The sequence below is a fragment of the Kitasatospora sp. NPDC059827 genome, assembly GCF_042731675.1.
Classification (GTDB): Bacteria; Actinomycetota; Actinomycetes; order Streptomycetales; family Streptomycetaceae; genus Kitasatospora.
In genome coordinates, this window is record NZ_JBHWIV010000040.1 from 54927 (window position 1) to 78487 (window position 23561).

The following is a 23561-nucleotide window of genomic DNA, read 5'->3' on the forward strand; positions in this document are numbered from 1 at the left end:
CCGAGCCCGGCCTCCGCCCGGCCGCCGGCGCCGCCGTGCCTGCACCGCGGCCCGCGCCCGGCCCCGCCGCCGACGAGGGCCTGGCCCGCCGGCTCAAGGCGCTGGCCTGCACCGCCCCGCTGCACGACCTGGACAACCGCAAGGTCAACCTGGCCGGCGAGTACGGCGGCTACGCGATGGCCGAGGTCGGCCTCGCCGCGATCGACCTGGTCACCCTGCACATGGACTTCGACACCGGGGCCGACCGCGAGATAGTGCTCGCCCGGATGCTGCCCCGGGTCGCCGCCCAGGCCCCGCGCCGGCCCGCCCCCGAGCACGAGCGGGTCGCCCGCTGGGTGCTGGAGTCGCTGATCAACGTCGGCAGCGTGGACCGCGGCTTCCGCGCCGTCTACGGCACCTTCGGCGCCGACGGCGAGTACGTCCGCCGGGACTACGACTTCAAGCTGATCGAGGAGGTCCCCGGCCCCGACGGCGGCGTCTACCTGCGCACCACCGACGAGGCGGTCAACGTCCTGGTCGGCGCGCTCGACACCGACGTCACCTCGGCCCAGATCGCCGCCGAGGTCAAGCTGGAGGTGCTGATCCGCCGCGGCCGCCTGGCCGACGCCCAGCTCGCCGCCGAACAGGCCCGCTACCGCACCGTCCAGTACGCCGAGACGCTGCGCCGCGCGCTCGACGCCACCCGCCGCAACGTCCGCGCGGTCGACTGGATGCAGGCCGTCCCGGACCTCATCGACGAGGCGCTGGACCACATCGCCGACCGCTACCGGCACGAGAACGCGATTCTCACCAACATCCGCAAGGCCCGCGACGAGGCCGAGGACCAGGAGCACAAGCGCCGCGCCGCCGAACTGGTCGACATCGTCAAGGACTGCATCCGCCGCCACACCCAGCTCCAGACCCGGCTGCTGGAGGCCGGGCCGCTGTTCCGCGCCGAGCAGGACCGGCAGGCCTTCGCCACCCCCGGCGCCCGCAGCGGCATCGACCTGTACGGCCAGCTGCTCGCCCCCGTGCTGCGGCTCCCGGTGGAGCAGGCCGTCCGGCCCACCGGCGCCTTCTTCGCCCGCGGCGCCGGACTGCGCACGCCCGTCTCGGTCCGGGTCGCCGACCTGGTCGACCTGCTGCTCACCCCGCCGGTCGAGCGCGAGCACCTCGGCGCCGAACTGCCCGACCCGGACCTCGTCGCCACCCCGGACGACAGCCGCTTCTCCGAGGCCCAGCTGGAAGCCGCCCAGGTCCTGCTCGACCTGCCCCCGGACGCCCCCCGCCGGCTCTCCGGCCTGCTCGCCGACGCCCGCAAGCAGGACCCGGAACTCCCGTACCTGGTCGCCCTGCTGGCCGTGCACGCGGCCAGCCCGCCGGTCGGCACCGCCTACCGCCAGGGCGAGGAGCGGCTGCTGTTCGCCGTGGACGACGGCACCCCGCTGCGCGACCGGGAGTTCGGCGGCGCCGACCTGATCGTCGGCAGCGCCCTGCTCGACGCGGTCGGCATGGCCGCCGACCGCAAGGACGCCGGCTGACCGGCCCGGCCGCGACACCCACAGGCACCCCCGTTGACGAACCACCCCCACCGCGCCACCCCCGAGGAGCACCGTCCGTGACGACCCACCACGACACGTCCTGGGCGGCCGAGACCGAACCCGCGGCCCCCGCGCCGATCACCCCGGCCGACGTCGCCGACGCCGCCCGGCTGGTCTCCTTCGGCCTCCAGGCCAAGCTGCTCCCCGCCCGCGACGCCGAGTACGCCGAACTCGTCCGCCGCCACCGCGAGGACCCGCCGTTCGCCCGCCTCGCCGACGCCGTCGCCACCGGCATGGGCCTGGTCGTCCTGGAGGTCTCGCCGCGGGCCGGCATGGCCGTCGCCGCCGCCGAGGAGTCGCTGTTCGCCGTCCGGATGGGCGACTACTCGCGCCGCGCCGCCTCCGAGTCCACCGACCGCTTCCTGCACGGACTGGCCCACCTCGCCGTCGCCGCGATGGCCTTCCCCCGCCCCGAGGACCTCGCCGACGACGGCTACCTCGGCCGGATCACCGTCAACGGCGTCGACTCCTTCGTCCGCCAGGCCTGCCGCCGCCTGGAGGAGCAGGCCGACGCCGAGGGCGCCAACACCGACCCGGCCAGCGACGCCCCCGGGCTGGAGGCCGCCTGGCGGGTCTGGGCCCGGCGCACCGCCACCGGCGCCACCAAGGACGCCCGCCGGCTCTCCGGCTCCACCATCGGCATCGTGGCCAAGGCGGTGATGTTCCTGGTCGACTCCGGCTTCCTGCAGAAGGTCTCCGACGACTCCGGCGGCACCTACCGCACCACCGCCCGCTACCAGCTCCAGGTCCGCGACCTGGCCGGCGGCGCCGCGATGGCCGAACTGCTCGACCTCGGCATCGTCCCGGTCTCCGACGGCACCGCCAGCCTGCTGCCGCCGGACACCGGCGACGAGCTGGTCGCCGACGCCGGCCTGCCGTTCCACTCGCTCTGATCGCTCTGACAACCCCATAAGACGCACGGAGAACCGCCGCACATGTACGAGCTCAACCGGGTCCGCCTCTACTCGATCGGACCGGCCGGCGCGCGCTACGCCGACACGGTGCTCGACCTGCGCGGCGTCGGCGAGCCCGTCGCCGACCCGGCCCCGCAGCAGATCGGCCTGTTCGGCGAGGACACCGAGGGCCCGGTCCGCCGCCCCGCCCCGGCCGGCGTGCTCTTCCTGGAGAACGGCGGCGGCAAGTCCGTCCTGCTCAAGCTGATCTTCTCGGTGATGCTCCCCGGCCACCGCAACACCCTCGGCGGCGCCAGCTCCGGCGTGCTGCGCAAGTTCCTGCTCGCCGACGACTGCGGCCACGTCGCCCTGGAGTGGCAGCACACCGTCACCGGCGAACCGATCGTGGTCGGCAAGGTCAGCGAGTGGCGCGGCCGCCAGGTCTCCTCCGACCCGCGCAAGTTCGCCGAGACCTGGTACTCCTTCCGTCCCGGCCCCGGCCTCACCCTCGACTCGCTCCCCGTCGCCGAACGGGTCAGCCTGGTCGGCGACCAGAAGGCCCGCGGCCGCCGCCGCACCATGAAGGGCTTCCGCGACGCCCTCACCGAGGCCGGCAAGGCCCACCCCCACCTCGACCTGGTCTTCGAGGACGGCCACGACCGCTGGACCGAGCACCTCGGCGAACTCGGCCTCGACCCCGAACTCTTCCGCTACCAGCGCGAGATGAACGCCGACGAGGGCGAGGCGGCCGGCCTCTTCGCGGTCAAGCAGGACAAGGACTTCACCGACCTGCTGCTGCGCGCCGTCACCGACACCCGGGACACCGACGGCCTGGCCGACCTCGTCCACGGCTTCGCCGCCAAGCTCGGCCTGCGCTCCGAACTCACCGCCGAACGCGACTTCACCGCCGGCTCGCTCGACCTGCTGGAACGCATCGTCGAGGCCACCGCCGCCCGCGAGACCGTCCGCGAGGCGCACCGCACCGCCGAACGCCGCGCCCGCCGCCTCGCCCACGCCCTCACCTCCCGCGCCGCCGCCGAACGCGACCGCGCCCAGGACCTCGCCATCGAGGTCGCCGCCGCCGTGAGCGCCGTCACCGCCGCCGAGTCCGACCGCACCCGGCACAGCCTGATCGCCGACGAACTCACCCACCGGCACGCCACCCTGAGCCTCGCCGCGGCCACCGCCGAGGCCGCCACCCTGCGCCGCGAACTCATCGACGCCCGCACCCTGCACTCCGCCTGGCAGGCCGCCGAGGCCGTGCTGCGCCAGCGCGCCGCCGCCGACCGGGTCGCCCGGGTCGCCGTCGCCATCCGCGAGGCCGAACTGGACGCCGCCCCGGCGCTCGCCGCCCGCGCCCGCGCCGCCGGCGCGCTCGCCCGCGCCCTGGAAGCCGCCGCCGAGGCCGCCGAGACCCGCGCCGACACCGAGGAGCAGCGAGCGAGCGAGCTCCAGGACGACGGCGGCAAGGCCCAGTCCGCCGCCACCGAGGCCGCCACCGCCGCCCAGAAGGCCCGCAGCGAGGCCGAGCACCTGCGCCAGCGCCTCGCCGAGGTCGAGCAGGAGACCGAGGCCGCCGTCGAGGCCGGCTTCATCGACTCCGACGGCGACGCGGACCCGGCCCGCGCCGCCCTGCACGCCGCCGACGTGGAGCAGGCCGCCGCCGCGGCCCTCGCCCAGGCCCGGACCGTCGCGGAGGCCTGCGCCACCCGGCTGCGCGAGGCCGCCGCCGCCACCTCCCGCGCCGAACTCGCCGCCGAACGGGCGGGCGACGCCCGCAAGGACGCGGCCCGCGCGCTGGCCGCCGAGCAGCGCACCGCCGCCCTGCTCGCCACCGAGCAGCGCCTCGCCGACCTGCTCTCCCTCACCCCCTACCAGGAGGGCGCCGAGGAGGACGCCGGCTTCCTCACCCCCGCCGTGCTCGACCGCAACGCCGAGTACCTGCGCGAACTCCTCGACGAGGCCATCGCCACCGCCGAACGCACCCTGTTCGACCTGCGCACCGCCGCCGCCGACGACTCCCGCATCCTCGCAGCCCTCGGCGACGGCGGCCTGCTGCCGCCCGGCCCCGACGTGCTGGCCACCGTCGAGTACCTCGCCGAGCACGGCATCCCCGCGCTGCCCGGCTGGCGCTACCTCGCCCAGTCCGTCGACCCCGCCGACCACGAGGCGATCCTCGCCGCCCGCCCCGAACTGGTGGACGGCGTGGTCGTCACCGACCCGGCCTCGCTGGAGCGCGCCCGCGAGGCCCTCCAGGCCGCCGCCCTGCTGCCCCGCTCCACCGTCGCCGTCGGCGCCGCCGCCTCGCTGATCGCTCCGATCACCGACCGGCCCGCCTTCTTCCTGGTGCCGCCGAACCCGGCCATGCACGACGAGTCCGCCGCCGACGGCGAGCGCCGCGAACTGCGCGCCCGCGCCGCGGCCCGCGAGGAGCACATCCGCGAACTCGCCGGCCGGCTCGGCGCCGACCGCGCCCTCGCCGCCCGGCTCGCCTCCTGGCACGCCAGCTGCCCGCCCGGCACCCTCGCCGAACTCGCCGCCGCCGCCGAGGCCGGCCGCGAGCACGCCGAGCAGGCCGCCGCCGCCCTGGCCACCCTGCGCGCCGACCACGACGAGGCCGAGACCGACCACGCGGCCGCCGCCTCCGCCCACGAGGAGCACCGGGAGGCCGCCCAGCGCGCCCGCCGCCGCGCCGACGCCCTCTCCGGCCTCGCCTTCCGGCTGCGCGAGCGCGCCACCTGGGCCCGCCGCCAGCGCGAACTCGCCGAGGACGCCGCCGAGTGCGACCGCCGCCAGGCCGTCTGCGCCGAACGCGCCCGCACCTGCGACGAGGACCGCCGCGCCGCCCAGCGCGCCGCCGACGACGCCCGCCGCACCGTGCGCGCGCTGCGCGCCGAACGCGCCGAGATCCCCGCCGCCGAGCGGGCCGACGAGCCCGCCGAGCAGACCGCCCCCGCCGCGCTGCCCGCCCTGCGCGAGGCCTACCGGGCCGCCTCCCAGCTGTACGAGAAGGTCGGCGTCGGCGCCGACCTGCGCGCCGAGCAGGCCCGCGCCGAGGGCGACGAGGCCGCCGCCGCGACCGAGCTCGACCGCCTCACCAACAAGGTCCGCACCCGCGCCGAGGAACTCCTCGGCAGCCCCGACGGCGCCGACGGCCCCGCCCGCCAGGCCGCCGCGGCCCGCGCCGAGGAACTGGTCGCCACCATCGAGGCCCGCTCCGCCGCCGCCAGCGAGCAGCTCGGCCGCCTGCGCGGCGACGCCGAGCGCTCCGCCCCGGCCGACGGCGAGGCGCACACCGAACTGCCCGAGGAACTCGTCCCGGCCGACCCCGAGCACGCCCAGGTCCTGCTGCGCACGGCCACCGGCCGGCTCGCCGAGTGCCGCGAGGCCGTCGACACCGCCCGCACCGCGCACGCCGACCTCCAGCGCACCTTCGACGCCGCCCAGTCCGCCGCCGCCGACTTCGACGAGCTGGCCGGCCAGCTGCGCGACGGCCTGCGCGAGCAGCAGGAGGAGGACGGCCGACCGGTCGAGCCCTACCTCGGCTCGCTGCCCGAGGCCCGCAACGCCTCCACCGACGCCCGCCGCGCCCTGCGCACGGCCGTCGGCGAGCTGTCCTCCGCCGAACTCGCCGTCCGGGACGCCTCCGACGCCCTGGTCCGGCACGCCAACGCGGCCCGCTACGAGGCCGTCCGCACCCCCGCCCGCCAGCAGATCCGCGAACTGCCCGCGTCCGCGCTGCCCGAGCACGCGGCCGCCTGGGCCACCGCCTTCGCCCCCCGGCTGCGGGTGCTCACCGACGAGCTCACCCAGCTGGAGCGCAACCGCGGCTCGATCGTCGACCGGCTGCGCGGACTGGTCGAGTCCTCGCTCACCACCCTGCGGGCCGCCCAGCGGCTGTCCCGGCTGCCCGAGGGCCTGGGGGAGTGGTCCGGCCAGGAGTTCCTGCGGATCCGCTTCGAGGACCCGGACCACGCCACCCTGGTGGAGCGCCTCGGCGAGGTCATCGACGAGGCCACCCGCGCCGCCGTCAGGAAGAACAGCGACCTGCGCCGCGACGGCATGTCCCTGCTGCTGCGCGGCGTCGCCGCCGCGATCGGCCCCAAGGGCGTCAGCGTCGAGATCCTCAAGCCCGACGCGGTGCTGCGCGCCGAGCGGGTGAGCGTCGGCCAGATGTCCGACGTCTTCTCCGGCGGCCAGCTGCTCACCGCGGCCATCGCGCTCTACTGCACGATGGCCGCGCTGCGCGCCAACGACCGCGGCCAGTCCCAACTGCGGCACGCCGGCACGCTGTTCCTCGACAACCCGATCGGCCGCGCCAACGCCACCTACCTGCTGGAGCTCCAGCGCGCGGTGGCGGACGCGCTCGGCGTCCAGCTGATCTACACCACCGGCCTGTTCGACACCACGGCGCTCGCCGAGTTCCCGCTGGTGATCCGCCTGCGCAACGACGCCGACCTGCGGGCCGGCCTCAAGTACATCTCGGTGGAGGAGCACCTGCGCCCGGGCCTGCCCGCCCCGCAGGACCCGGACGGCCCGACCATCCACGGCGAGATCACCGCCACCCGGATGTTCAAGCGCCCGGCGGAGGTTCCCGCCCAGCCGTGAAGTCATTAGCGTGACCGCCATGCTGACGATCGCGCACCTCAGTGACATCCACCTCGGCCAGGTCCACCGTCGGGACGGCGGCAAGCGCGCCCGGCGGCGGGCCGAGCAGGTGATGGCGTACCTCGACGCCCTGCCCGGCCCGCTGGACGCGGTGCTGGTCACCGGCGACCTCGCCGACCACGGCTCGCCCGAGGAGTACCGCCAGGTCGCCGAGGTGCTGGCGTCCCGGCACCCGGTGCTCACCTGCCCCGGCAACCACGACGTCCGGGAGCCGTACCGGGAGGTGCTGCTCGGCGAGGCGCCGTCGACGGACCCGGTCAACCGGTTGCACCGGCTGCCCGGCGTCGACGTGCTGATGCTCGACTCCTCGATACCCGGGCAGCACGACGGCCTGCTGGCGGACGCCACCCTCGACTGGCTGGACGACCGACTCGCCGCCGGAGAGCAGGAGTCGCCGGCCCTGGTGGCCTTCCATCACCCGCCGGTCGAGCTGCACATCCCGAGCGTCGACCGGATCCGCCAGTACGGCGAGGTCCGGCTCGCACGGGTGCTCCGCCGCCACCCCCGGGTGGCCGCCCTGCTCTGCGGCCACTCCCACACCCCCGCCGCGACCACCTTCGCGGGCCTTCCGGTGCTGGTCGCGCCCGGCGTGGTGTCCACCACCACCCTGCCCTGCGAGGGCGGCCGCGGCATCACCTTCGATCACCCGCCGATGCTCGCCTTCCACGTCCTGGACGGGGACTCCCGGCTCACCACCCACTACCGGATCGTCATCTGACGGTCCGTCGTCCCCCGCCCGGCCATGTGGTCGGCGCCTGCGACTGCGACTGCGCCTGCGGATATTGCGGCGACTGCGGCGGCCGGTAGGACTGCGGCGGCGCGCTGCCCGGCCGGGGGAACGGGCGGGGCGCCAGCGGTTCGGGGGCGGCCCGGCTGCCCGCCATCGGGTGCGCGGAGTTCGGCCCGCGCATCCGCTGGGCGGCCACCTGGCGGGAAATCAGGATCTCCAGCAGGCACCACATCGTGCCGAACACCCCCAGCCCCATCGCCATCAGCGCGGGTGTCATCAGCCAACTGCCCGCGTACGAGGCCAGGGTCGCGACGACGACGCCCACCAGCGTGAAGGAGAGGCAGAGCACCGCCCGGACTGCGGCGGAGCGCACCTCGTCGGGTAGGCGGCGGCGACGGCGTGGCGCGGACATCGGGCGACCCCCAGGCGCGGATCCGGTGCTGGAACGGGGAACGGGCGCACACGAATTGCGCCCCCTTCACCTCACTCTGCCCCCGCCGAACCCGGACCATGCGTCCGAATCCACCGAACTGCCGTCAAACCGTGCCATCCGGGCAGGCGGCGGCGGGAGCTCACCCCAACTGCTGGTCGAGCTCCTCCAGGGCGCCGGTGACGATCGTCCGCATCGCCCGCTCGGCGTGCGCGGCGTCGCCGCCGCAGATCGCGTCGGCGACCTCCCGGTGCAGCCTGATCGCGTACGGCTCGGGCTGATGGGGCATCAGATGGTACTCGGTCCGGCCGGTGAGCACCGCCCCGACGGTGTCGCCGAGGTGGGCGAACATCTCGTTCCCGGAGGCGCGCAGCACGAGGGCGTGGAAGGCGATGTCGTACCCGAGGAAGGTGGTGAGGTCGGCCGCCCGGGCGGCGACCGTCAACTCCACGGCCAGCGAGCTGAGTTCGCGCCGGTCGTCGTCGCTGGCGTGGCTCGCGGCGAGCGCGGCCGCGGCCGGTTCGACGGCCACCCGCAGGGAGCCGAGCGAGCGCAGTTGGGCGGGCCGGTCGGCGCCGGCCAGTCGCCAGCGGATCACCATGGGGTCGAAGACGTCCCAGACCGACTTCGGCTGGACGGTGATCCCGACCCGCCGGCGGGATGCCACCAGGCGCATCCCCTCCAGGACGCGCACCGCCTCCCGGACGACCGTCCGGGACACCCCGAACCGCTCCTCCAGGTCCTCCGCGCGCAGCACCGCGCCCTCGGGGAGCTCCCCGGACGCGATCGCCGGCCCGAGCTCGTCAAGCACCCGGCCGGGCAGCCCCTGGATCTCCATCCGCCCAGGGTAGACGGCCGCCCCCGCGCGGCGCGCATCGCCCTGCGACCTACCCCACACTCCAAAAGTATGACGATTTGGTTTCCGGCACTTGAATACGTCATATCTTTGAGGCGATAGTGGCGGCCTGCAACGAAGGAGCACCACCGATGGCTCTCAACGTCGAGAACCGCGCCCTCCCGGGCACCCCCCTCACCGTCGTGGTGATGGGCGTCTCCGGTGTCGGCAAGACCACCCTGGCCCGCCTCCTGGCCGACCGCCTCGATCTCCCCTTCGCCGAGGCGGACGAGTTCCACCCGCCGGCCAACATCGCCAAGATGTCCGCCGGCACCCCGCTGGACGACCGGGACCGGGAACCCTGGCTGCGCGCCATCGGCGCCTGGCTCGGGGAGCGCACCGAGTCCGGCACCGGCGGCGTGGTCACCTGCTCGGCGTTGAAGCACGGCTACCGCGACATCCTGCGCGCGGCCGCCCCGGGCGCCTTCTTCCTGCACCTCAGCGGCGGTCACGAGCTGGTCGAGGACCGGCTCTCCCACCGCACCGGCCACTTCATGCCGTCGTCGCTGCTCGGATCCCAGTACGCCACCCTGGAGCCCCTGGGTGCGGACGAGCGCGGCGCCGTCCTGGACGTGGGCCCGTCCCCCGAAGAACTCGTCGAGATGGCCGTGGCGCTGCTGCGGCCCGTCAATGGAGACCTCACGTGAGCGAGCGAAGCGAGCGAGCCGACAGAAGGCGCGTACGGGCGAATGCCCCTGCCGAGCGAAGCGAGGCGGGCGCATGAGTATTGCCCCCACCCTCGCCCCGACCCTCCTGGCGGCCGCCCCACCGGCCCTGCCGCACACCGGCAGCGACTCCCAGCTGCTGATCGCGGTGCTGCTCAGCATCGGCGCGATCGTCCTGCTGATCACCAAGCTGAAACTGCACCCGTTCCTCGCCCTCACGCTCGGCTCCGGCCTGCTGGCCGCCGTCGCGGGCGCCCCCTTCGACAAGCTGCTGAGCAGCTTCTCCACGGGCTTCGGTTCCACCGTGGCCAGCGTCGGCCTGCTGATCGGCCTGGGCGCGATGCTCGGCAAGCTGCTCGCGGACTCGGGCGGCGCCAACATCATCGCGGACACCGTGCTGTCCCGGACCGGCAACAAGGCGCTGCCCTGGGCGATGGCGCTGATCGCCGCCGTGCTCGGCCTGCCGCTGTTCTTCGAGGTCGGCGTCGTCCTGCTGATCCCGATCGTGCTGCTGGTCGCCCGCCGCGGCAACGTGCCGCTGATGCGGGTCGGCATCCCGGCCCTGGCCGGTCTGTCGGTGCTGCACGGCCTGGTGCCCCCGCACCCGGGCCCGCTGGTCGCGGTCGACGCGCTCAAGGCCGACCTCGGCATCACCCTGGCGCTCGGCCTGCTGATCGCCGTCCCGACCCTGATCATCGCCGGCCCGCTGTTCGCCCGGGTCGCCGAGCGCTGGGTGGGCCCGCTGGAGGTCCCGGCCGCCACGGCCCCCGAGGAGACCACCAGGTCCGAGCGCACCCCGTCGTTCGGCGCGGTGCTGGCGACCATCCTGCTGCCCGTCGTGCTGATGCTCGGCAAGGCCCTGGCCGACGTGGTGATCGACGACCCGAAGGCGGTCGGCCAGCGGGTCTTCGACTTCATCGGCTCCCCGCTGATCGCCCTGCTCGCCGCGACCCTGCTCGCCATGCTGACCCTCGGCAGGGCGGCCGGCTTCGACCGGGCCCGGATCTCCGACACCGTCGGAAAGTCGCTCGGCCCGATCGCCGGGATCGTGTTCATCGTCGGCGCCGGCGGCGGCTTCAAGCAGACCCTGATCGACGTGGGCGTCGGCAACGCGGTGAGCGAGTGGTCCGGCAAGTGGCACATCTCCGCGCTGCTGCTGGGCTGGCTGATCGCCGTGCTGATCCGCCTGGCCACCGGCTCGGCGACGGTCGCCACCATCACCGCGGCCGGCATCGTGTCGCCGCTCGCCGCGAACATGTCCTCGACCCACGCGGCCCTGCTGGTGCTCGCGATCGGGGCCGGCTCGCTGTTCCTGTCGCACGTCAACGACGCCGGCTTCTGGCTGGTGAAGGAGTACTTCGGGATGAGCGTCGGGCAGACGCTCAAGTCCTGGTCGGTGATGGAGACGGTGATCTCGGTGGTCGCGATCGCCCTGATCATGCCGCTGAGCCTGATCATCTAGCGCGCCCGGCGCGCCTTCGCCCGCAGGGGCGGCACCCGTACCGTACGGGTGCCGCCCCTGCGGCGTTCGCGGTCAGTGCCCGAGCAGCCCCGAGAGCACCGCCGTGGTGGCCGCCAGCAGCTCCTCGGCCGCCTCGCCGCCGGCCGCCGTACGGGCCAGCACCCCCTCGCGCGCCGCCAGCACGACCGCCGCCGTCCGCCCGGCCCCGGCTCCGGCCGGCACCAGCTCGGGCAGCACCCGCTCCAGGACGTCGGCCAGCGCCCGCGCCACCGTCCGGTCGTGCGCGGCGAGCTGCTCGGCCAGCTCCGCGGACCGGGCCGCGACCAGCCGGAACTCCAGGAACAGCAGGATCCACCCGCTCTCCGCCGGCTCGACCCGCAGCAGCGCCTCGACCAGCAGCCGGGCCCGCTCCGGCGGCGCGAGCGCCTCGCAGGCGGCGGCGAGCCGCTCCAGCTCGGTGATCCGCCGGGCCGCCTGGTCGTCGAAGAGCGCCAGCAGCAGGTCCTCCTTGCCGGCGAAGTTCGAGTAGAAGGCCCCGCGGGTGTACCCGGCGGCGGCGCAGACGTCCTCGATGCTCGTCCGCGCGAAGCCGACGGAGAGGAACAGCTCGCTCGCCGCGGCGAGCAGTCGGGCCCGGGTGTGGACGCGCCGCCGGGGCGGTCGGGGAGCGGCGGCTTCGGTGGGGGGTGGGTTCACAGCAGCACGATACATGGTGTATTCAGTACGAGTCGTATTCAATACGAGCCGTACTGAACCGCGCGCGGCCGAAGGAGCCGGACATGACCCGCCTGCTGATCACCAACGCCCACCTGCTCCACCCCGAGGACGGCACCCGCACCGACCCCGGCTGGCTGGAGGCCGCCGACGGCCGGATCACCGCCACCGGCACCGGCCGCCCGCCGGCCGCCACCGAAGCGGTCCGGGTCCTGGACGCACGGGGCGCCACCGTGCTGCCCGGCCTGATCGACGCCCACGTCCACCTGCTGGTCACCTCGCTCGACCTGCGCGACGTCGCGAACTGGACGCCCGGCTACGCCACCGTCCGCGCCCTGGCCGAGGCCGAACGGATGCTGCGCCGCGGCTTCACCACCGTCCGCGACGTCGGCGGCGCCGACCACGGCATGGCCCGCGCCCTGGCCGAGGGCCTCGTCCCCGGTCCGCGGCTGCTGCACGGCGGCAAGGCGCTCTCCCAGACCGGCGGCCACGGCGACCTGCGCCCGCTCGGCGACGACTCGCTGCCCTGCTGCGAGGCCCGCCCCCACTTCGGCCGGATCGCCGACGGCGTGGACGCGGTGCGCGCCGCCGCCCGGGACGAGTTCCGCAAGGGCGCCCGGCACCTCAAGGTGCTGCTCTCCGGCGGCGTCGCCTCCCCGCACGACGAGATCGCCGCGGTCCAGTACAGCGAGGAGGAGATCCGGGCGGCCGTCGAGGAGGCCGAGAACCACAACCGCTACGTCACCGTGCACGCCTACCACCCGCGCGCGATCGACCGCGCCCTGCGGGCCGGCGTGCGCTGCGTCGAACACGGCAACCTGCTGGACGGCACCACGGTCGCGCTGCTGCTGGAGAAGGACGCCTTCCTGGTCCCCACCCTGGTCGCCTACGAGCGGACCGCGAAGCTCGGCGCCGCCTCCGGCCTGCCGCCGGCCTCACTGGCCAAGCTCGCCGAGGTCCGCGACCGCGGCCTGGAGGCCCTGGAGCTCGCCCACCGCGCGGGCGTCAACCTGGTCTACGGCAGCGACCTGCTCGGCCCGCTGCACCACGCCCAGCTGGAGGAGTTCACCCTGCGCGCCCAGGTCCAGCCGGCCCTCGACGTGCTCCGCTCGGCGACCACCACGGCGGCCCGGCTGCTCGGCCTGGCGGGGGAGATCGGCACCCTCGCCCCGGGCGCGCACGCGGACCTGCTGGTCGTCGACGGCGACCCGCTGGCCGACCTCACCGTGCTGACCCGCCCGGAGCGGCACCTCCGGCACGTGGTCAAGGCGGGCGCCGTGGTGTGAAAAAGCGGGCGGGCGCCCGGGGAAACCCCGAACGCCCGCCCGCCGTACCGCAGTTACGCGTCTACTTGTTCCCGCGCTTCGCGAGGCTGTGCCTACTTGTTCCCACGCTTCGCGAGGAAGGCCTCGACCTCGTCCCGGATCTCCGGGGTGTCCAGCCCGCGCACCGTCATGGTGGTGCGGCGGCGCAGCACGTCGTCCGTGGTGTACGCCCACTCGTTGTCGGCCGCGTAGGCGACCTGCGCCCAGACGTCCGGGCCGTCGGCGTGGATCGGCCGGCCGAGCTCCGGGTTCTCGTCGATCATGCGGGCGATGTCGAAGGACAGGGTGCCGTAGTGGCTGGCCAGGTGCTTGGCGACCAGCGGCTCCATCCGCGAGCCCGGCTCGCGGTCGATCAGCAGCCGGTGCGCGACGGCGTTCGGCGCGCCGACGCCCGGCAGCGGGACGGTCGGGGCGATCGGGGACATGTCCTCGGCGAGGCCGGTGCCGGGCACGTGGGCCAGCTTCTCCAGCACCGCGCGGCCGATGTGCCGGTAGGTGGTCCACTTGCCGCCGGAGACCGACAGCATGCCGCCGCGGCCCTCGGTGACGACGGTCTCGCGCTTGGCGGCGGCGGTGTCACCCGGGCCGCCGGGCAGCACGCGCAGGCCGGCGAAGGAGTAGGTGATCAGGTCGCGGTCGAGGTGCTCGTCGCGGATCGCGTGCGCGGCCTCGCCCATGATCTGGTCGATGTCCGCCTCGGTGGCCCGGACGTCCTTCGGGTCGCCGGTGTACTCCTCGTCGGTGGTGCCGAGGAGGACGTGGTCCTCCCACGGGATGGCGAAGGAGACGCGGTACTTGTCGATCGGGATGGTCAGCGCGGCGCGCCACGGCGAGCGGCGCTTGACGACGACGTGGGCGCCCTTGGAGAGGCGGATCGACGGCGCGGCGCCGGCGTCCTCCATCGTGCGCAGGTGGTCGACCCACGGGCCGGTGGCGTTGAGCACCAGGCGGGCGTTCACGCCGAACTCGCTGCCGTCCAGGCGGTCGCGCAGCTCGGCGCCGGTGACCCGGCCGCCGGTGAAGCGCAGACCGGTGACCTCGGCGTGGTTGAGCACCACGGCGCCGGCGTCGACGGCGGCGCGCACGGTCATCACCGCGACGCGCGAGTCGTTCATCTGGTGGTCGCCGTAGACGGCCACCGAGCGCAGGCCCTCGGTGCGCAGCGCGGGCACCTGCTGGGCGGCGTGCGCGGCGGTGGAGACCCGGCCCATGCCGTCGCGGAAGGCGGACAGCGCCGAGTAGAGGAACACGCCGGCGCCGAGCTTGGCCGCGCCGTGCGGGCCGCCCTTGTAGACCGGCACGAAGAAGGTCAGCGGGTTGACCAGGTGCGGGGCCACGTCGGTGGAGAGCGCGCGGCGCTCCTTGTGGTTCTCGGCGACGAGCTTGACCGCGCCGGTCTGCAGGTAGCGCAGACCGCCGTGGACGAGCTTGGAGGAGGCGCTGGAGGTGGCGCCGGCGAAGTCGCCGGCGTCGACCATGGCGACCTTCAGGCCGGCCTGGGACGCGGTCCAGGCGACGGCCGTGCCGAGGATGCCGCCCCCGATCACCAGCAGGTCGTAGGTGGCCTTGCCGAGCAGCTCACGGGTCTCGGCGCGGGAAGCGGTGCGGCCGGCGGTGCGCTCGGCGCCCAGGGTCGGGATGGTTGCCATGGTGGTTGTGTACGGCGCGCTGTTCCGGCTGCGCCGTTACTCCTCTCGGGTGCGGTGCGGCCCCTGCTGGAGAGGCCGGTCGGCCCGGTGCGGCGGGCCGGTGGAACACGGTTGCGCCCGTTGCCGGAACAGCGGGCGGCCGGCCGGGGCACTGGGCCCCGACCGGCGGGTCGGTCAGTTGGTCTCTTCCTCCTCCACCCAGCCCATGGTGCGCTCCACGGCCTTGAGCCACTTCTTGTACTCGCGCTCCCGGGTGTCCTCGTCCATGCGCGGGGTCCACTCGGCGGCGCGGTGCCAGTTGGCCCGCAGGGTGTCGAGGTCGTTCCAGAAGCCGACGGCGAGACCGGCCGCGTAGGCGGCGCCGAGGGCGGTGGTCTCGGCCACGTACGGGCGCTCGACCGGGGCGTCCAGGACGTCGGCGATGTTCTGCATGAGCAGGTTGTTGCTGGTCATGCCGCCGTCGACCTTGAGGGCGGTGAGCTCGACCCCGGAGTCCTTCTGCATGGCGTCGACGACCTCGCGGGTCTGCCAGGCGGTGGCCTCCAGGACGGCCCGGGCCAGGTGGCCCTTGGTGACGTACCGGGTCAGACCGGCGATCACACCGCGGGCGTCGGAGCGCCAGTACGGGGCGAACAGGCCGGAGAAGGCCGGGACGAAGTAGGCGCCGCCGTTGTCCTCGACGGTGTTGGCGAGGGTCTCGATCTCGGCGGCGGTGGAGATGATGCCGAGCTGGTCGCGCAGCCACTGGACGAGCGAGCCGGTGACGGCGATCGAGCCCTCCAGCGCGTAGACCGGGGCCTGGTCGCCGATCCGGTAGCCGACCGTGGTCAGCAGGCCGTGGTACGAGTTGACGATCTTCTCGCCGGTGTTCAGCAGCAGGAAGGTGCCGGTGCCGTAGGTCGACTTGGCCTCGCCCTCGTTGAAGCAGGTCTGGCCGAACAGGGCGGCCTGCTGGTCGCCGAGCGCGGCGGCGACCGGGACGCCGGCCAGGTCGCCGACGGCCTCGCCGTAGACCTCGGCGGAGGAGCGGATCTCCGGGAGGACGGTCAGCGGCACGCCCATCGAGTCGGCGATCTTCTCGTCCCAGGCCAGGGTGTTCAGGTTCATCAGCATGGTGCGGCTGGCGTTGGTCACGTCGGTGACGTGCTTGCCGCCGTTCACACCGCCGGTGAGGTTCCAGATCACCCAGGTGTCCATGGTGCCGAACAGGATGTCGCCGGCCTCGGCGCGCTCGCGCAGGCCCTCGACGTTGTCCAGCAGCCAGCGGATCTTCGGGCCGGCGAAGTAGCTGGCCAGCGGGAGGCCGGTCTCGCGGCGGAAGCGGTCCTGGCCGACGTTGCGGCCCAGTTCGCGGCAGAGCGCCTCGGTGCGGGTGTCCTGCCACACCAGCGCGTTGTGCACCGGCTCACCGGTGTTCTTGTCCCACAGGACGGTGGTCTCGCGCTGGTTGGTGATGCCGATCGCGCGGATGTCGTCCTTGGTCAGGCCGGCCTTCTCCAGCGCACCGCGGACGACCGACTGCACCCGGGTCCAGATCTCGGCGGCGTCGTGCTCGACGTAGCCGGGCTGGGGGAAGATCTGCCGGTGCTCCTGCTGGTCGACGGAGACGATCCGGCCGTCGGCGCCGAAGATGATGCAGCGGCTGGAGGTGGTGCCCTGGTCGATCGCGGCGATGTAGTTACCGGTGGAGGTCATGTGGAGGGTCCTCGGCTCAAGTTCGGGGGTTACGGGGTGGGTGGGCCTGACACGGACGTTCGTTACCCGTACGTCCGGTCAGTCCCCGTGCTCGGCGGTTTCCAACCGGGCCTTTAGAACAGGGCGTTGTAGACGCCGCCGGCCGCGAGGCCGCCCAGGATCGGGCCGACGACCGGGATCCAGGCGTACGACCAGTCCGAGCCGCCCTTGTTCGGGATCGGCAGGAAGGTGTGGGCGATGCGCGGGCCGAGGTCGCGGGCCGGGTTGATCGCGTAGCCGGTCGGGCCACCGAGGGAGAGGCCGATGCCCACGACGGTGAGGGCGACGATCAGGGTGCCCATGCCGCTGTCACCCAGGCCCTTGGTGGTGCCGAGGGTGAGGATCGCCATGCAGAGCACGAAGGTGCCGATGACCTCGGTGATCACGTTCTGGAGCGGGTTCCGGATCTCGGGCCCGGTCGAGAAGATGCCGAGGGTGGGCTCGGTGTTGGCCTGGAACTGGCCGAGGTAGGCGAGCCAGACCATGACGGCGCCGATGATCGCGCCGAGCAGCTGGGAGCCGATGTAGAGCGGCACCTGGCTCCACTCGCCGGTCTTGACGGCGATGGCGATGGTGACGGCCGGGTTGAGGTGGGCGCCGGACTTGGCCCCGGTCATGTAGGCGGCGATGAGGACCGCGAAGCCCCAGCCGAAGGTGATCGCCAGCCAGCCGGCGTTGAAGGCCTTCGACTTCTTGAGGGTCACGGCGGCGCAGACGCCGCCGCCGAGGAGTATCAGGGCGGCGGTGCCGAGGGTTTCGCCGACGAAGACGTCGCCGTTGGAGATGGCGGACACAAAGACTCCCTTGTCATGGCCCGAAGTGCGGGTGGGGGCAGGTGGCCGGTGGATCCCTGTGCGGGTGAGCGCGCCGTGGGAGTGATCTTCCCGGCCATCGTTCGACAATGTCGACCGTCATGCGGAAGCTTCCTCCCCAGGTCGGCCCCGCGTCAAGGCGGGGTTACGCAGCTGTGACCCTTCCCTCGGAAGGTCCCCCGAAGTTACCCAGCGGAGCGCCCCGAATCGGGGCAAAACGCCAAGGCGCGGACAGGCTCACCGCCCGTCCGCGCCTCAGCGTGACGAATCGACCGCGATGCTCAGAACCGCCCGGCGCCCAGGTCGCGGGAGATCGCCCGCGCCGCGCTGCGCACCGAGGCCACCAGCGAGGGCTTCACGAAGCCGTCCTCGCAGACCCGCTCGACCGGCCCGTTGATGCACACCGCGCCCACCGGGTTGCGCCGCCGGTCCTGGATCAGCGCCGCGATCGAGGCCACGCCGTCCCAGGTCTCCTCGACCGAGTCCGCCCAGCCGCGCTCGCGGATCAGCGCGCACTCGGCGTCCAGGTCGCTCGCCCCGGTCAGCGTCCGCACGGTGTACGACTCGTACGGACCGTCGCCCAACTCCCCGCGCGCGACCGGGTCGTAGGCCACCAGGACCTTGCCGATCGCGGTGCTGTGCAGCGGCTGCATCGAGCCGACCTCCAGCACCTGCCGGGTGTCGTCGGGCCGGAACACGTGGTGCACGATCAGCACGCCCTGCTGGTGCAGCACCCCCAGGTAGACGGTCTCCCCGGCCGCCCGGGCCAGGTCGTCCGCCCACACCAGCGCCCGCGCCCGCAGCTCGTGCACGTCCAGGTAGCTCTGCCCCAGCCGCAGCAGCTCGGCGCCCAGCTGGTACTTGCCGCTCTCCGGGTCCTGCTCGACGAACCCCTCCTGCTGCAACGTGCGCAGGATGCCGTGCGCGGTGCCCTTGGCGAGGTCCAGTGCCGTCGCGACCTCGGACAGCCCCAGGCGGCGCTCGCCGCCGGCCAGCAGGCGCATGATCGCGGCGGCCCGGGAGAGCGACTGGATCGGGCCGGGCATGGATACCTCCGGACGACAGGCGGTCGACATTGTCGACCGCAGTGGTGACGGGACGAGTCTGCCAGGCCGCCGTCCGTCCGTGCACCTTCCCCCTCGGTAACCCGCGCTCGACCCGGTGTTAACCTTCCGCGCCCGCCCCGTCCGCAGGGCCTACCCTTCCACCCCGCTGAGCAGCCCGCGCCGCACCGACACCTCGGCCGCCAGCGCGGCGATCCCGTCGGTGCCGACCCGGCAGCAGCCGCCGACCAGCCGCGCGCCGTCCGCCAGCCAGCCGCCCACCCGCGCCGAGCGGAAGGTCGACTCCCCGCGCCAGTCCCGGCGGTCCGGGTCCCAGTGCTCCCCGCTGTTCGGGTAGACCACCACCGGCTTCCCGGTCACCTCCGCGGCCACCGCCACCGCCAGGTCCGCGTCCCGCGGAGTGCAGCAGTTCACACCCACCGCCAGCACCTCGTCCACCTCCGCCGCCAGCGCGAACGCCTCCTCCAGGGGCTGCCCGGCCCTGGTCCGGCCGTCCGCCACGCTGTACGACAGCCAGGCCGGCACCCCCAGCCCGCGCACCAGCTCCAGCAGCGCCCGCGCCTCGTCCGCGTCCGGCACCGTCTCCAGCGCCAGCACGTCCGGCCGGGCCGCCGCCAGCACCTCCAGCCGCGGCCGGTGGAACGCCACCAGCTCCGCGTGGTCCAGCCCGTACCGGCCCCGGTACTCCGAACCGTCCGCCAGCACCGCCCCGTACGGGCCGACCGAGGCCGCCACCCAGCGCCGCCGGCCGCCCGGCTCGGCCCGCGCCGCCTCCCGGGCCAGCTCCACGCTGCTCGCCAGCAGCCGGGCCGCCGCCGCGTGCCCCACCCCGCGCCGGGCGAAGCCCGCGAAGCTCGCCTGGTAGCTCGCCGTGATCGCGACGTCGGCCCCCGCCGCGAAGTACGCCCGGTGCGCCGCCACCACGGCGTCCGGGTCGTCCGCGAGCAGCCGCGCCGACCACAGCGCGTCCGACAGGTCGTGCCCCGCGGCGGCCAACTGGTTGGACATCCCGCCGTCCAGGACCAGCGGGCCGGCCGCCAGCGCCGTGGCGAAGTCCGGCGGGGGAGCAGTGGGCATCTCGGCCTCCTCGGGCGCGGTCGTTCCTGGTCACAGCCTAGAAGCCGGAGCCCCCCGCCGACCGGGAAAACCGTTTGCCGCCGGGGAACGGAGTCGTTACGTTGTGCTCATCCCGAGAACGACAGCACCAGGTGCCCCAGGGGCGCGGAGAGGAGCCGGCGATGGCAGCGGACGACGCGTCCCCCCAGCCCGCCGCCGGGCCCACGGCCGAGCAGGAGTGGCTCGCCGCGTACGACCCGCGCGCCTACGCCCCGATCGCCGTCACCGTCGACGTGGTGGCCCTGACGCTGCGCGGCGGCCGGCTGCACGTGCTGCTGGTCGAGCGCGGCGCCCCGCCGTACCAGGGCTGCTGGGCGCTGCCCGGCGGCTTCCTGCGGGCGGGGGAGGAGGGCCTCGACGAGGCCGCCGCCCGCGAACTCGCCGAGGAGACGGGCCTCCAGGGCGTCTCCGAGGCCGAGGCCGCGCTCTGCCGCCTGCACCTCGAACAACTCGGCACCTACGGCGCCCCCGAGCGGGACCCACGGATGCACGTCGTCTCCGTCGCCTACCTGGCCTTCGCCCCGGACCTGCCCGACCCGCAGGCCGGCACGGACGCCGCGGCCGCCGCCTGGCACCCGGTGGCCGATCTCGACCCGGCCCCGCGGCCTCCGGACCGCGCCCCAGCCGCCGGTCGCACCGCAGCCGATCCGGCTCGCCTTCGACCACGCCCGCATCCTGGCCGACGGCCTCGACCGGGTGCGCGCCAAGCTGGAGTACAGCCCGCTCGCCACCGCCTTCCTGCCCCACGACTTCACCATCCCCGACCTCCGCGCCGTCTACGAGGCCGTCTGGGACGAGAAGCTCCACCCCGGCAACTTCCACCGCAAGGTCCTCTCCGCCCCCGGCTTCGTCGAGAGCACCGGCACCACCACCGAGCGCGGCGGCGCCCGCGGCGGCCCCCGCGCCCGCACCTACCACGCCGGCGGCGCCCGACTGCTGCACCCCGCCCTGCTCCGCCCGGCCCGCGAGGACGGCCAGGGCCTCGGCGCACCCACCACCGACGACCGGCCCCGCTGAGCCCGGGGCTACCATCCGCCCATGACCACCGACGAAGCGACCCGCACCACCCACCGGCCGTTCTCCCACTGCCACTTCTGCGGCACGCCGTACGCGCCCGGCACCGAGGGCTGGCCCCGCACCTGCCCCGGCTGTGCCGAGATCAGCTACCGCAACCCGCTGCCCGTCGCCGTCACCGTCCTGCCCGTCACCCGGCCCGATGCCGAGCCGGCCCTGGTCGTCATCCGCCGCACCATCGAACCCGGCTACGGCGAACTCGCCTTCCCCGGCGGCTACATGGACTTCGGCGAGAGCTGGCAGCAGGCCTGCGTGCGCGAACTCGCCGAGGAGACCGGCATCCTGGCCGACGCCGCCGACGTCCGCCTGATCCACACGGCCTCCGACCCCAACGGCCGCTTCGTCATGCTCTGCGGACTCCTCCCCGCCCGCCCGCTCGCCGAACTCCCGCCCTCCCTCCCCACCGACGAGACCGAGGGCTGGCTGCTCGCCACCGCCGACACCGCGCTGGTCTGGGACTTCCACAACGGCATCCTGCGCCGCTGGTTCGACGGCGAGTTCACCCCCCGCTGAGGGGCGGCCCGCCGAGGGGTGGCGCAACGCCCGGCCGACCCTGGCGCAGCGGCCGCTCGCATGGCATGGTCTGCACCGACAGCCCAACCGGACGGGGTGGCCACGAGCTCACCCGTCCCCACCCACCGGCCGGGAGACCACCACCGTGAGCACCCCTTCCCAGGACCAGCCGCTCTGGCGCCCCAACCCCGCTCGCGCCGCCGCCACCAGCCTGGTCGCCTTCCAGGCCTGGGCCGCCGAACACCACGGAGCCCCGGCCGGCCCGCTCGCTCCGGCCGCCGACGACCAGCAGGCCGCCCAGCGCTACGCGGACCTGCACGCCTGGTCCACCGCCGACCTCGACCGCTTCTGGACCGCGGTGACCCAGTGGTTCGACGTCCGCTTCACCGAGGCCCCCGAGGCCGTCCTCGCCGACCCGGCCATGCCCGGCGCCCGCTGGTTCCCCGGCGCCCGCCTCAACTACGCCGAGCACGCCCTGCGCGCCGCCGAGGACGAGGCGAACGCCGACCGCCCGGCGATCCTCCACCTGGACGAGACCACCGAGCAGCCGGCCGCCCTCAGCTGGTCCGAACTGCGCCGCCAGGTCGGCTCGCTGGCCGCCGCCCTGCGCGCCCGCGGCGTCCGCCCCGGCGACCGGGTCAGCGCCTACCTGCCGAACATCCCGCAGGCCGCCGTCGCACTGCTCGCCACCGCCGCCGTCGGCGCCGTCTGGACCAGCTGCGCCCCCGACTTCGGCGCCCGCAGCGTCCTCGACCGCCTCCAGCAGATCGAACCCGCGGTCCTCTTCGCCGTCGACGGCTACCACTACGGCGGCAAGGACCACGACCGCACCGAGGTCGTCGCCGAGCTGCGCCGCGAACTCCCCAGCCTGCACACCGTGGTGCACGTCCCGCTGCTCGGCGCCCCGGCCCCCGAGGGCGCCCTCCGGTGGGAGGACCTGGTCGCCGGGGACGTGGCGCCGGTGTTCGAGCCGGTCCCCTTCGACCACCCGCTCTGGGTCCTCTACTCCTCCGGCACCACCGGCCTGCCCAAGGCCATCGTCCAGAGCCAGGGCGGCATCCTGCTCGAACACCTCAAGCAGGCCGGCCTCCACCTCGACCTCGGCCCCCGGGACCGCTTCCTCTGGTACACCTCCACCGGCTGGATGATGTGGAACTTCCTGCTGGCCGGCCTCCTGGTCGGGGCCACGATCGTCACCTACGACGGCAGCCCCGGCCACCCCGACACCGGCGCCCTGTGGTCCGTCGCCGCCCGCACCCGCGCCACCGTCCTCGGCACCTCCGCCGCGTACGTCATCGCCAGCCGCAAGGCCGGGCTGCACCCCGGCCGCGAACTCGACCTCTCCGCCGTCCGCTGCATCGGCACCACCGGCTCCCCGCTCCCGCCGGACGGCTTCCGCTGGATCTACGACGAGGTCAAGCAGGACGTCTGGCTCGCCTCGGTCAGCGGCGGCACCGACGTCTGCTCCTGCTTCGTCGGCGGCGTCCCCACCCTGCCGGTGTACCTCGGCGAGATCCAGGCCCCCTGCCTGGGTGCCGCCGTCGAGTCCTGGGACGTCCAGGGCCACCCGCACACCGACACCGTCGGCGAACTCGTCGTCACCAAGCCGATCCCCTCGATGCCCACCGGCTTCTGGAACGACCCCGAGGGCACCCGGTACCACGACAGCTACTTCGACACCTACCCCGGCATCTGGCGCCACGGCGACTGGATCACCGTCACCTCCCGGGGCACCGTCGTCATCCACGGCCGCTCCGACTCCACCCTCAACCGCCAGGGCGTCCGGATGGGCTCCTCGGACATCTACGAGGTGGTCGAGCGCCTCCCCGAGATCGCCGAGTCCCTGGTCATCGGCCTGGAGGAGCCCGACGGCGGCTACTGGATGCCGCTCTTCGTCGTCCTCGCCCCCGGCGCCGAACTCGACGACGACCTCATCGGCCGCATCCGCACCTCGCTGCGCACCGAGCTCTCCCCGCGCCACGTCCCGGACGAGGTGATCGCCGTCCGCGGCCTGCCGCACACGCTGACCGGCAAGCGCATCGAGGTCCCGGTCAAGCGGATCCTCTCCGGCACCCCGCTGGAGCAGGCCGTCAACCCCGGTTCGGTCGACAACCTCGACCACCTGCGCTTCTTCGAGCGCCTCCGGGTCGACCGCCAGGCCTGACCGACCCGGGCGAACGCCGAAGGGGCGCCCCCACCAGTGCGGTGGGGGGGCCCCTACGCCGCGGGGGGTAATA

The 23561-nt window shown here is 74.4% G+C and carries 17 protein-coding genes and 1 pseudogene; 10 read left to right on the plus strand and 8 right to left on the minus strand.

What is annotated here, in order from left to right; translation table 11 throughout:
- Positions 1–35: 35 nt before the first annotated feature.
- The 4 genes from ACFV8H_RS24205 to ACFV8H_RS24220 all read left to right on the plus strand — a co-directional run bounded on the left by ACFV8H_RS24205 (position 36) and on the right by ACFV8H_RS24220 (position 7859).
- On the plus strand, positions 36–1520 hold the full coding sequence (locus tag ACFV8H_RS24205; protein WP_380403526.1) for a hypothetical protein: 1485 nt from the start codon (positions 36–38) through the stop codon (positions 1518–1520).
- Positions 1521–1597: 77 nt separating this feature from the next.
- Positions 1598–2473 carry a hypothetical protein gene (locus ACFV8H_RS24210; protein WP_375892322.1) on the plus strand — a complete coding sequence of 292 codons (876 nt, stop codon included), beginning with the start codon at positions 1598–1600 and terminating at the stop codon, positions 2471–2473.
- Between the two features lie 42 nt (positions 2474–2515).
- Positions 2516–7081 (plus strand): hypothetical protein, encoded by a 4566-nt coding sequence (locus ACFV8H_RS24215; RefSeq protein WP_380403482.1) that lies wholly within the window; start codon positions 2516–2518, stop codon positions 7079–7081.
- A 19-nt stretch (positions 7082–7100) separates the two neighbouring features.
- On the plus strand, positions 7101–7859 hold the full coding sequence (locus ACFV8H_RS24220; protein ID WP_380403485.1) for a metallophosphoesterase: 759 nt from the start codon (positions 7101–7103) through the stop codon (positions 7857–7859).
- On the opposite strand, the gene ACFV8H_RS24225 is transcribed toward ACFV8H_RS24220, so the two are convergent.
- Both ACFV8H_RS24225 and ACFV8H_RS24230 read right to left on the minus strand, forming a co-directional pair.
- Entirely contained in the window at positions 7852–8283 is a 432-nt protein-coding gene (locus tag ACFV8H_RS24225) for a hypothetical protein (RefSeq protein ID WP_380403488.1), read from the minus strand. The genes ACFV8H_RS24220 and ACFV8H_RS24225 overlap by 8 nt on opposite strands.
- 160 nt (positions 8284–8443) lie before the next feature.
- The gene (locus tag ACFV8H_RS24230; RefSeq protein WP_380403491.1) at positions 8444–9139 is read right to left on the minus strand and encodes a FadR/GntR family transcriptional regulator; all 696 of its coding nucleotides are present in this window, start codon (positions 9137–9139) and stop codon (positions 8444–8446) included.
- Positions 9140–9288: 149 nt separating this feature from the next.
- Between ACFV8H_RS24230 and ACFV8H_RS24235 the strand changes: the two genes are divergently transcribed.
- On the plus strand, positions 9289–9843 hold the full coding sequence (locus ACFV8H_RS24235; RefSeq protein ID WP_380403494.1) for a gluconokinase: 555 nt from the start codon (positions 9289–9291) through the stop codon (positions 9841–9843).
- 73 nt (positions 9844–9916) lie between these two features.
- On the plus strand, positions 9917–11323 hold the full coding sequence (locus ACFV8H_RS24240) for a gluconate:H+ symporter (protein WP_380403497.1): 1407 nt from the start codon (positions 9917–9919) through the stop codon (positions 11321–11323).
- 72 nt (positions 11324–11395) lie between these two features.
- On the opposite strand, the gene ACFV8H_RS24245 is transcribed toward ACFV8H_RS24240, so the two are convergent.
- Positions 11396–12019, minus strand: coding sequence for a TetR/AcrR family transcriptional regulator (locus ACFV8H_RS24245; protein ID WP_380403499.1), 624 nt, complete (start codon positions 12017–12019; stop codon positions 11396–11398).
- Between the two features lie 83 nt (positions 12020–12102).
- Here ACFV8H_RS24245 and ACFV8H_RS24250 point away from each other — a divergent pair, with 83 nt between their 5' ends.
- On the plus strand, positions 12103–13323 hold the full coding sequence (locus tag ACFV8H_RS24250) for an amidohydrolase family protein (protein WP_380403502.1): 1221 nt from the start codon (positions 12103–12105) through the stop codon (positions 13321–13323).
- A 92-nt stretch (positions 13324–13415) separates the two neighbouring features.
- Here ACFV8H_RS24250 and ACFV8H_RS24255 read toward each other — a convergent pair whose 3' ends face one another.
- The 5 genes from ACFV8H_RS24255 to mmuM all read right to left on the minus strand — a co-directional run bounded on the left by ACFV8H_RS24255 (position 13416) and on the right by mmuM (position 19698).
- Positions 13416–15011, minus strand: coding sequence for an FAD-dependent oxidoreductase (locus ACFV8H_RS24255; protein WP_375892308.1), 1596 nt, complete (start codon positions 15009–15011; stop codon positions 13416–13418).
- A gap of 174 nt (positions 15012–15185) precedes the next feature.
- A complete protein-coding gene (gene glpK / locus ACFV8H_RS24260; RefSeq protein WP_375892307.1) occupies positions 15186–16706 on the minus strand; it encodes a glycerol kinase GlpK in 1521 nt (506 codons plus the stop codon).
- A gap of 113 nt (positions 16707–16819) precedes the next feature.
- Complete coding sequence (locus ACFV8H_RS24265) at positions 16820–17530, minus strand: MIP/aquaporin family protein (protein WP_380403528.1); 711 nt, start codon at positions 17528–17530, stop codon at positions 16820–16822.
- A 308-nt stretch (positions 17531–17838) separates the two neighbouring features.
- On the minus strand, positions 17839–18603 hold the full coding sequence (locus ACFV8H_RS24270) for an IclR family transcriptional regulator (protein WP_380403505.1): 765 nt from the start codon (positions 18601–18603) through the stop codon (positions 17839–17841).
- Between the two features lie 150 nt (positions 18604–18753).
- A complete protein-coding gene (gene mmuM / locus ACFV8H_RS24275) occupies positions 18754–19698 on the minus strand; it encodes a homocysteine S-methyltransferase (protein WP_380403508.1) in 945 nt (314 codons plus the stop codon).
- 161 nt (positions 19699–19859) lie between these two features.
- On the opposite strand from mmuM, the pseudogene ACFV8H_RS24280 reads away from it, so the two are divergent.
- The 3 genes and pseudogenes from ACFV8H_RS24280 to ACFV8H_RS24290 all read left to right on the plus strand — a co-directional run bounded on the left by ACFV8H_RS24280 (position 19860) and on the right by ACFV8H_RS24290 (position 23488).
- Positions 19860–20754, plus strand: a pseudogene (locus ACFV8H_RS24280) (NUDIX domain-containing protein).
- Between the two features lie 21 nt (positions 20755–20775).
- Positions 20776–21324, plus strand: coding sequence for an NUDIX domain-containing protein (locus ACFV8H_RS24285; RefSeq protein WP_380403511.1), 549 nt, complete (start codon positions 20776–20778; stop codon positions 21322–21324).
- A gap of 145 nt (positions 21325–21469) precedes the next feature.
- The gene (locus ACFV8H_RS24290) at positions 21470–23488 is read left to right on the plus strand and encodes an acetoacetate--CoA ligase (RefSeq protein WP_380403513.1); all 2019 of its coding nucleotides are present in this window, start codon (positions 21470–21472) and stop codon (positions 23486–23488) included.
- The last annotated feature ends 73 nt before the right edge of the window (positions 23489–23561 follow it).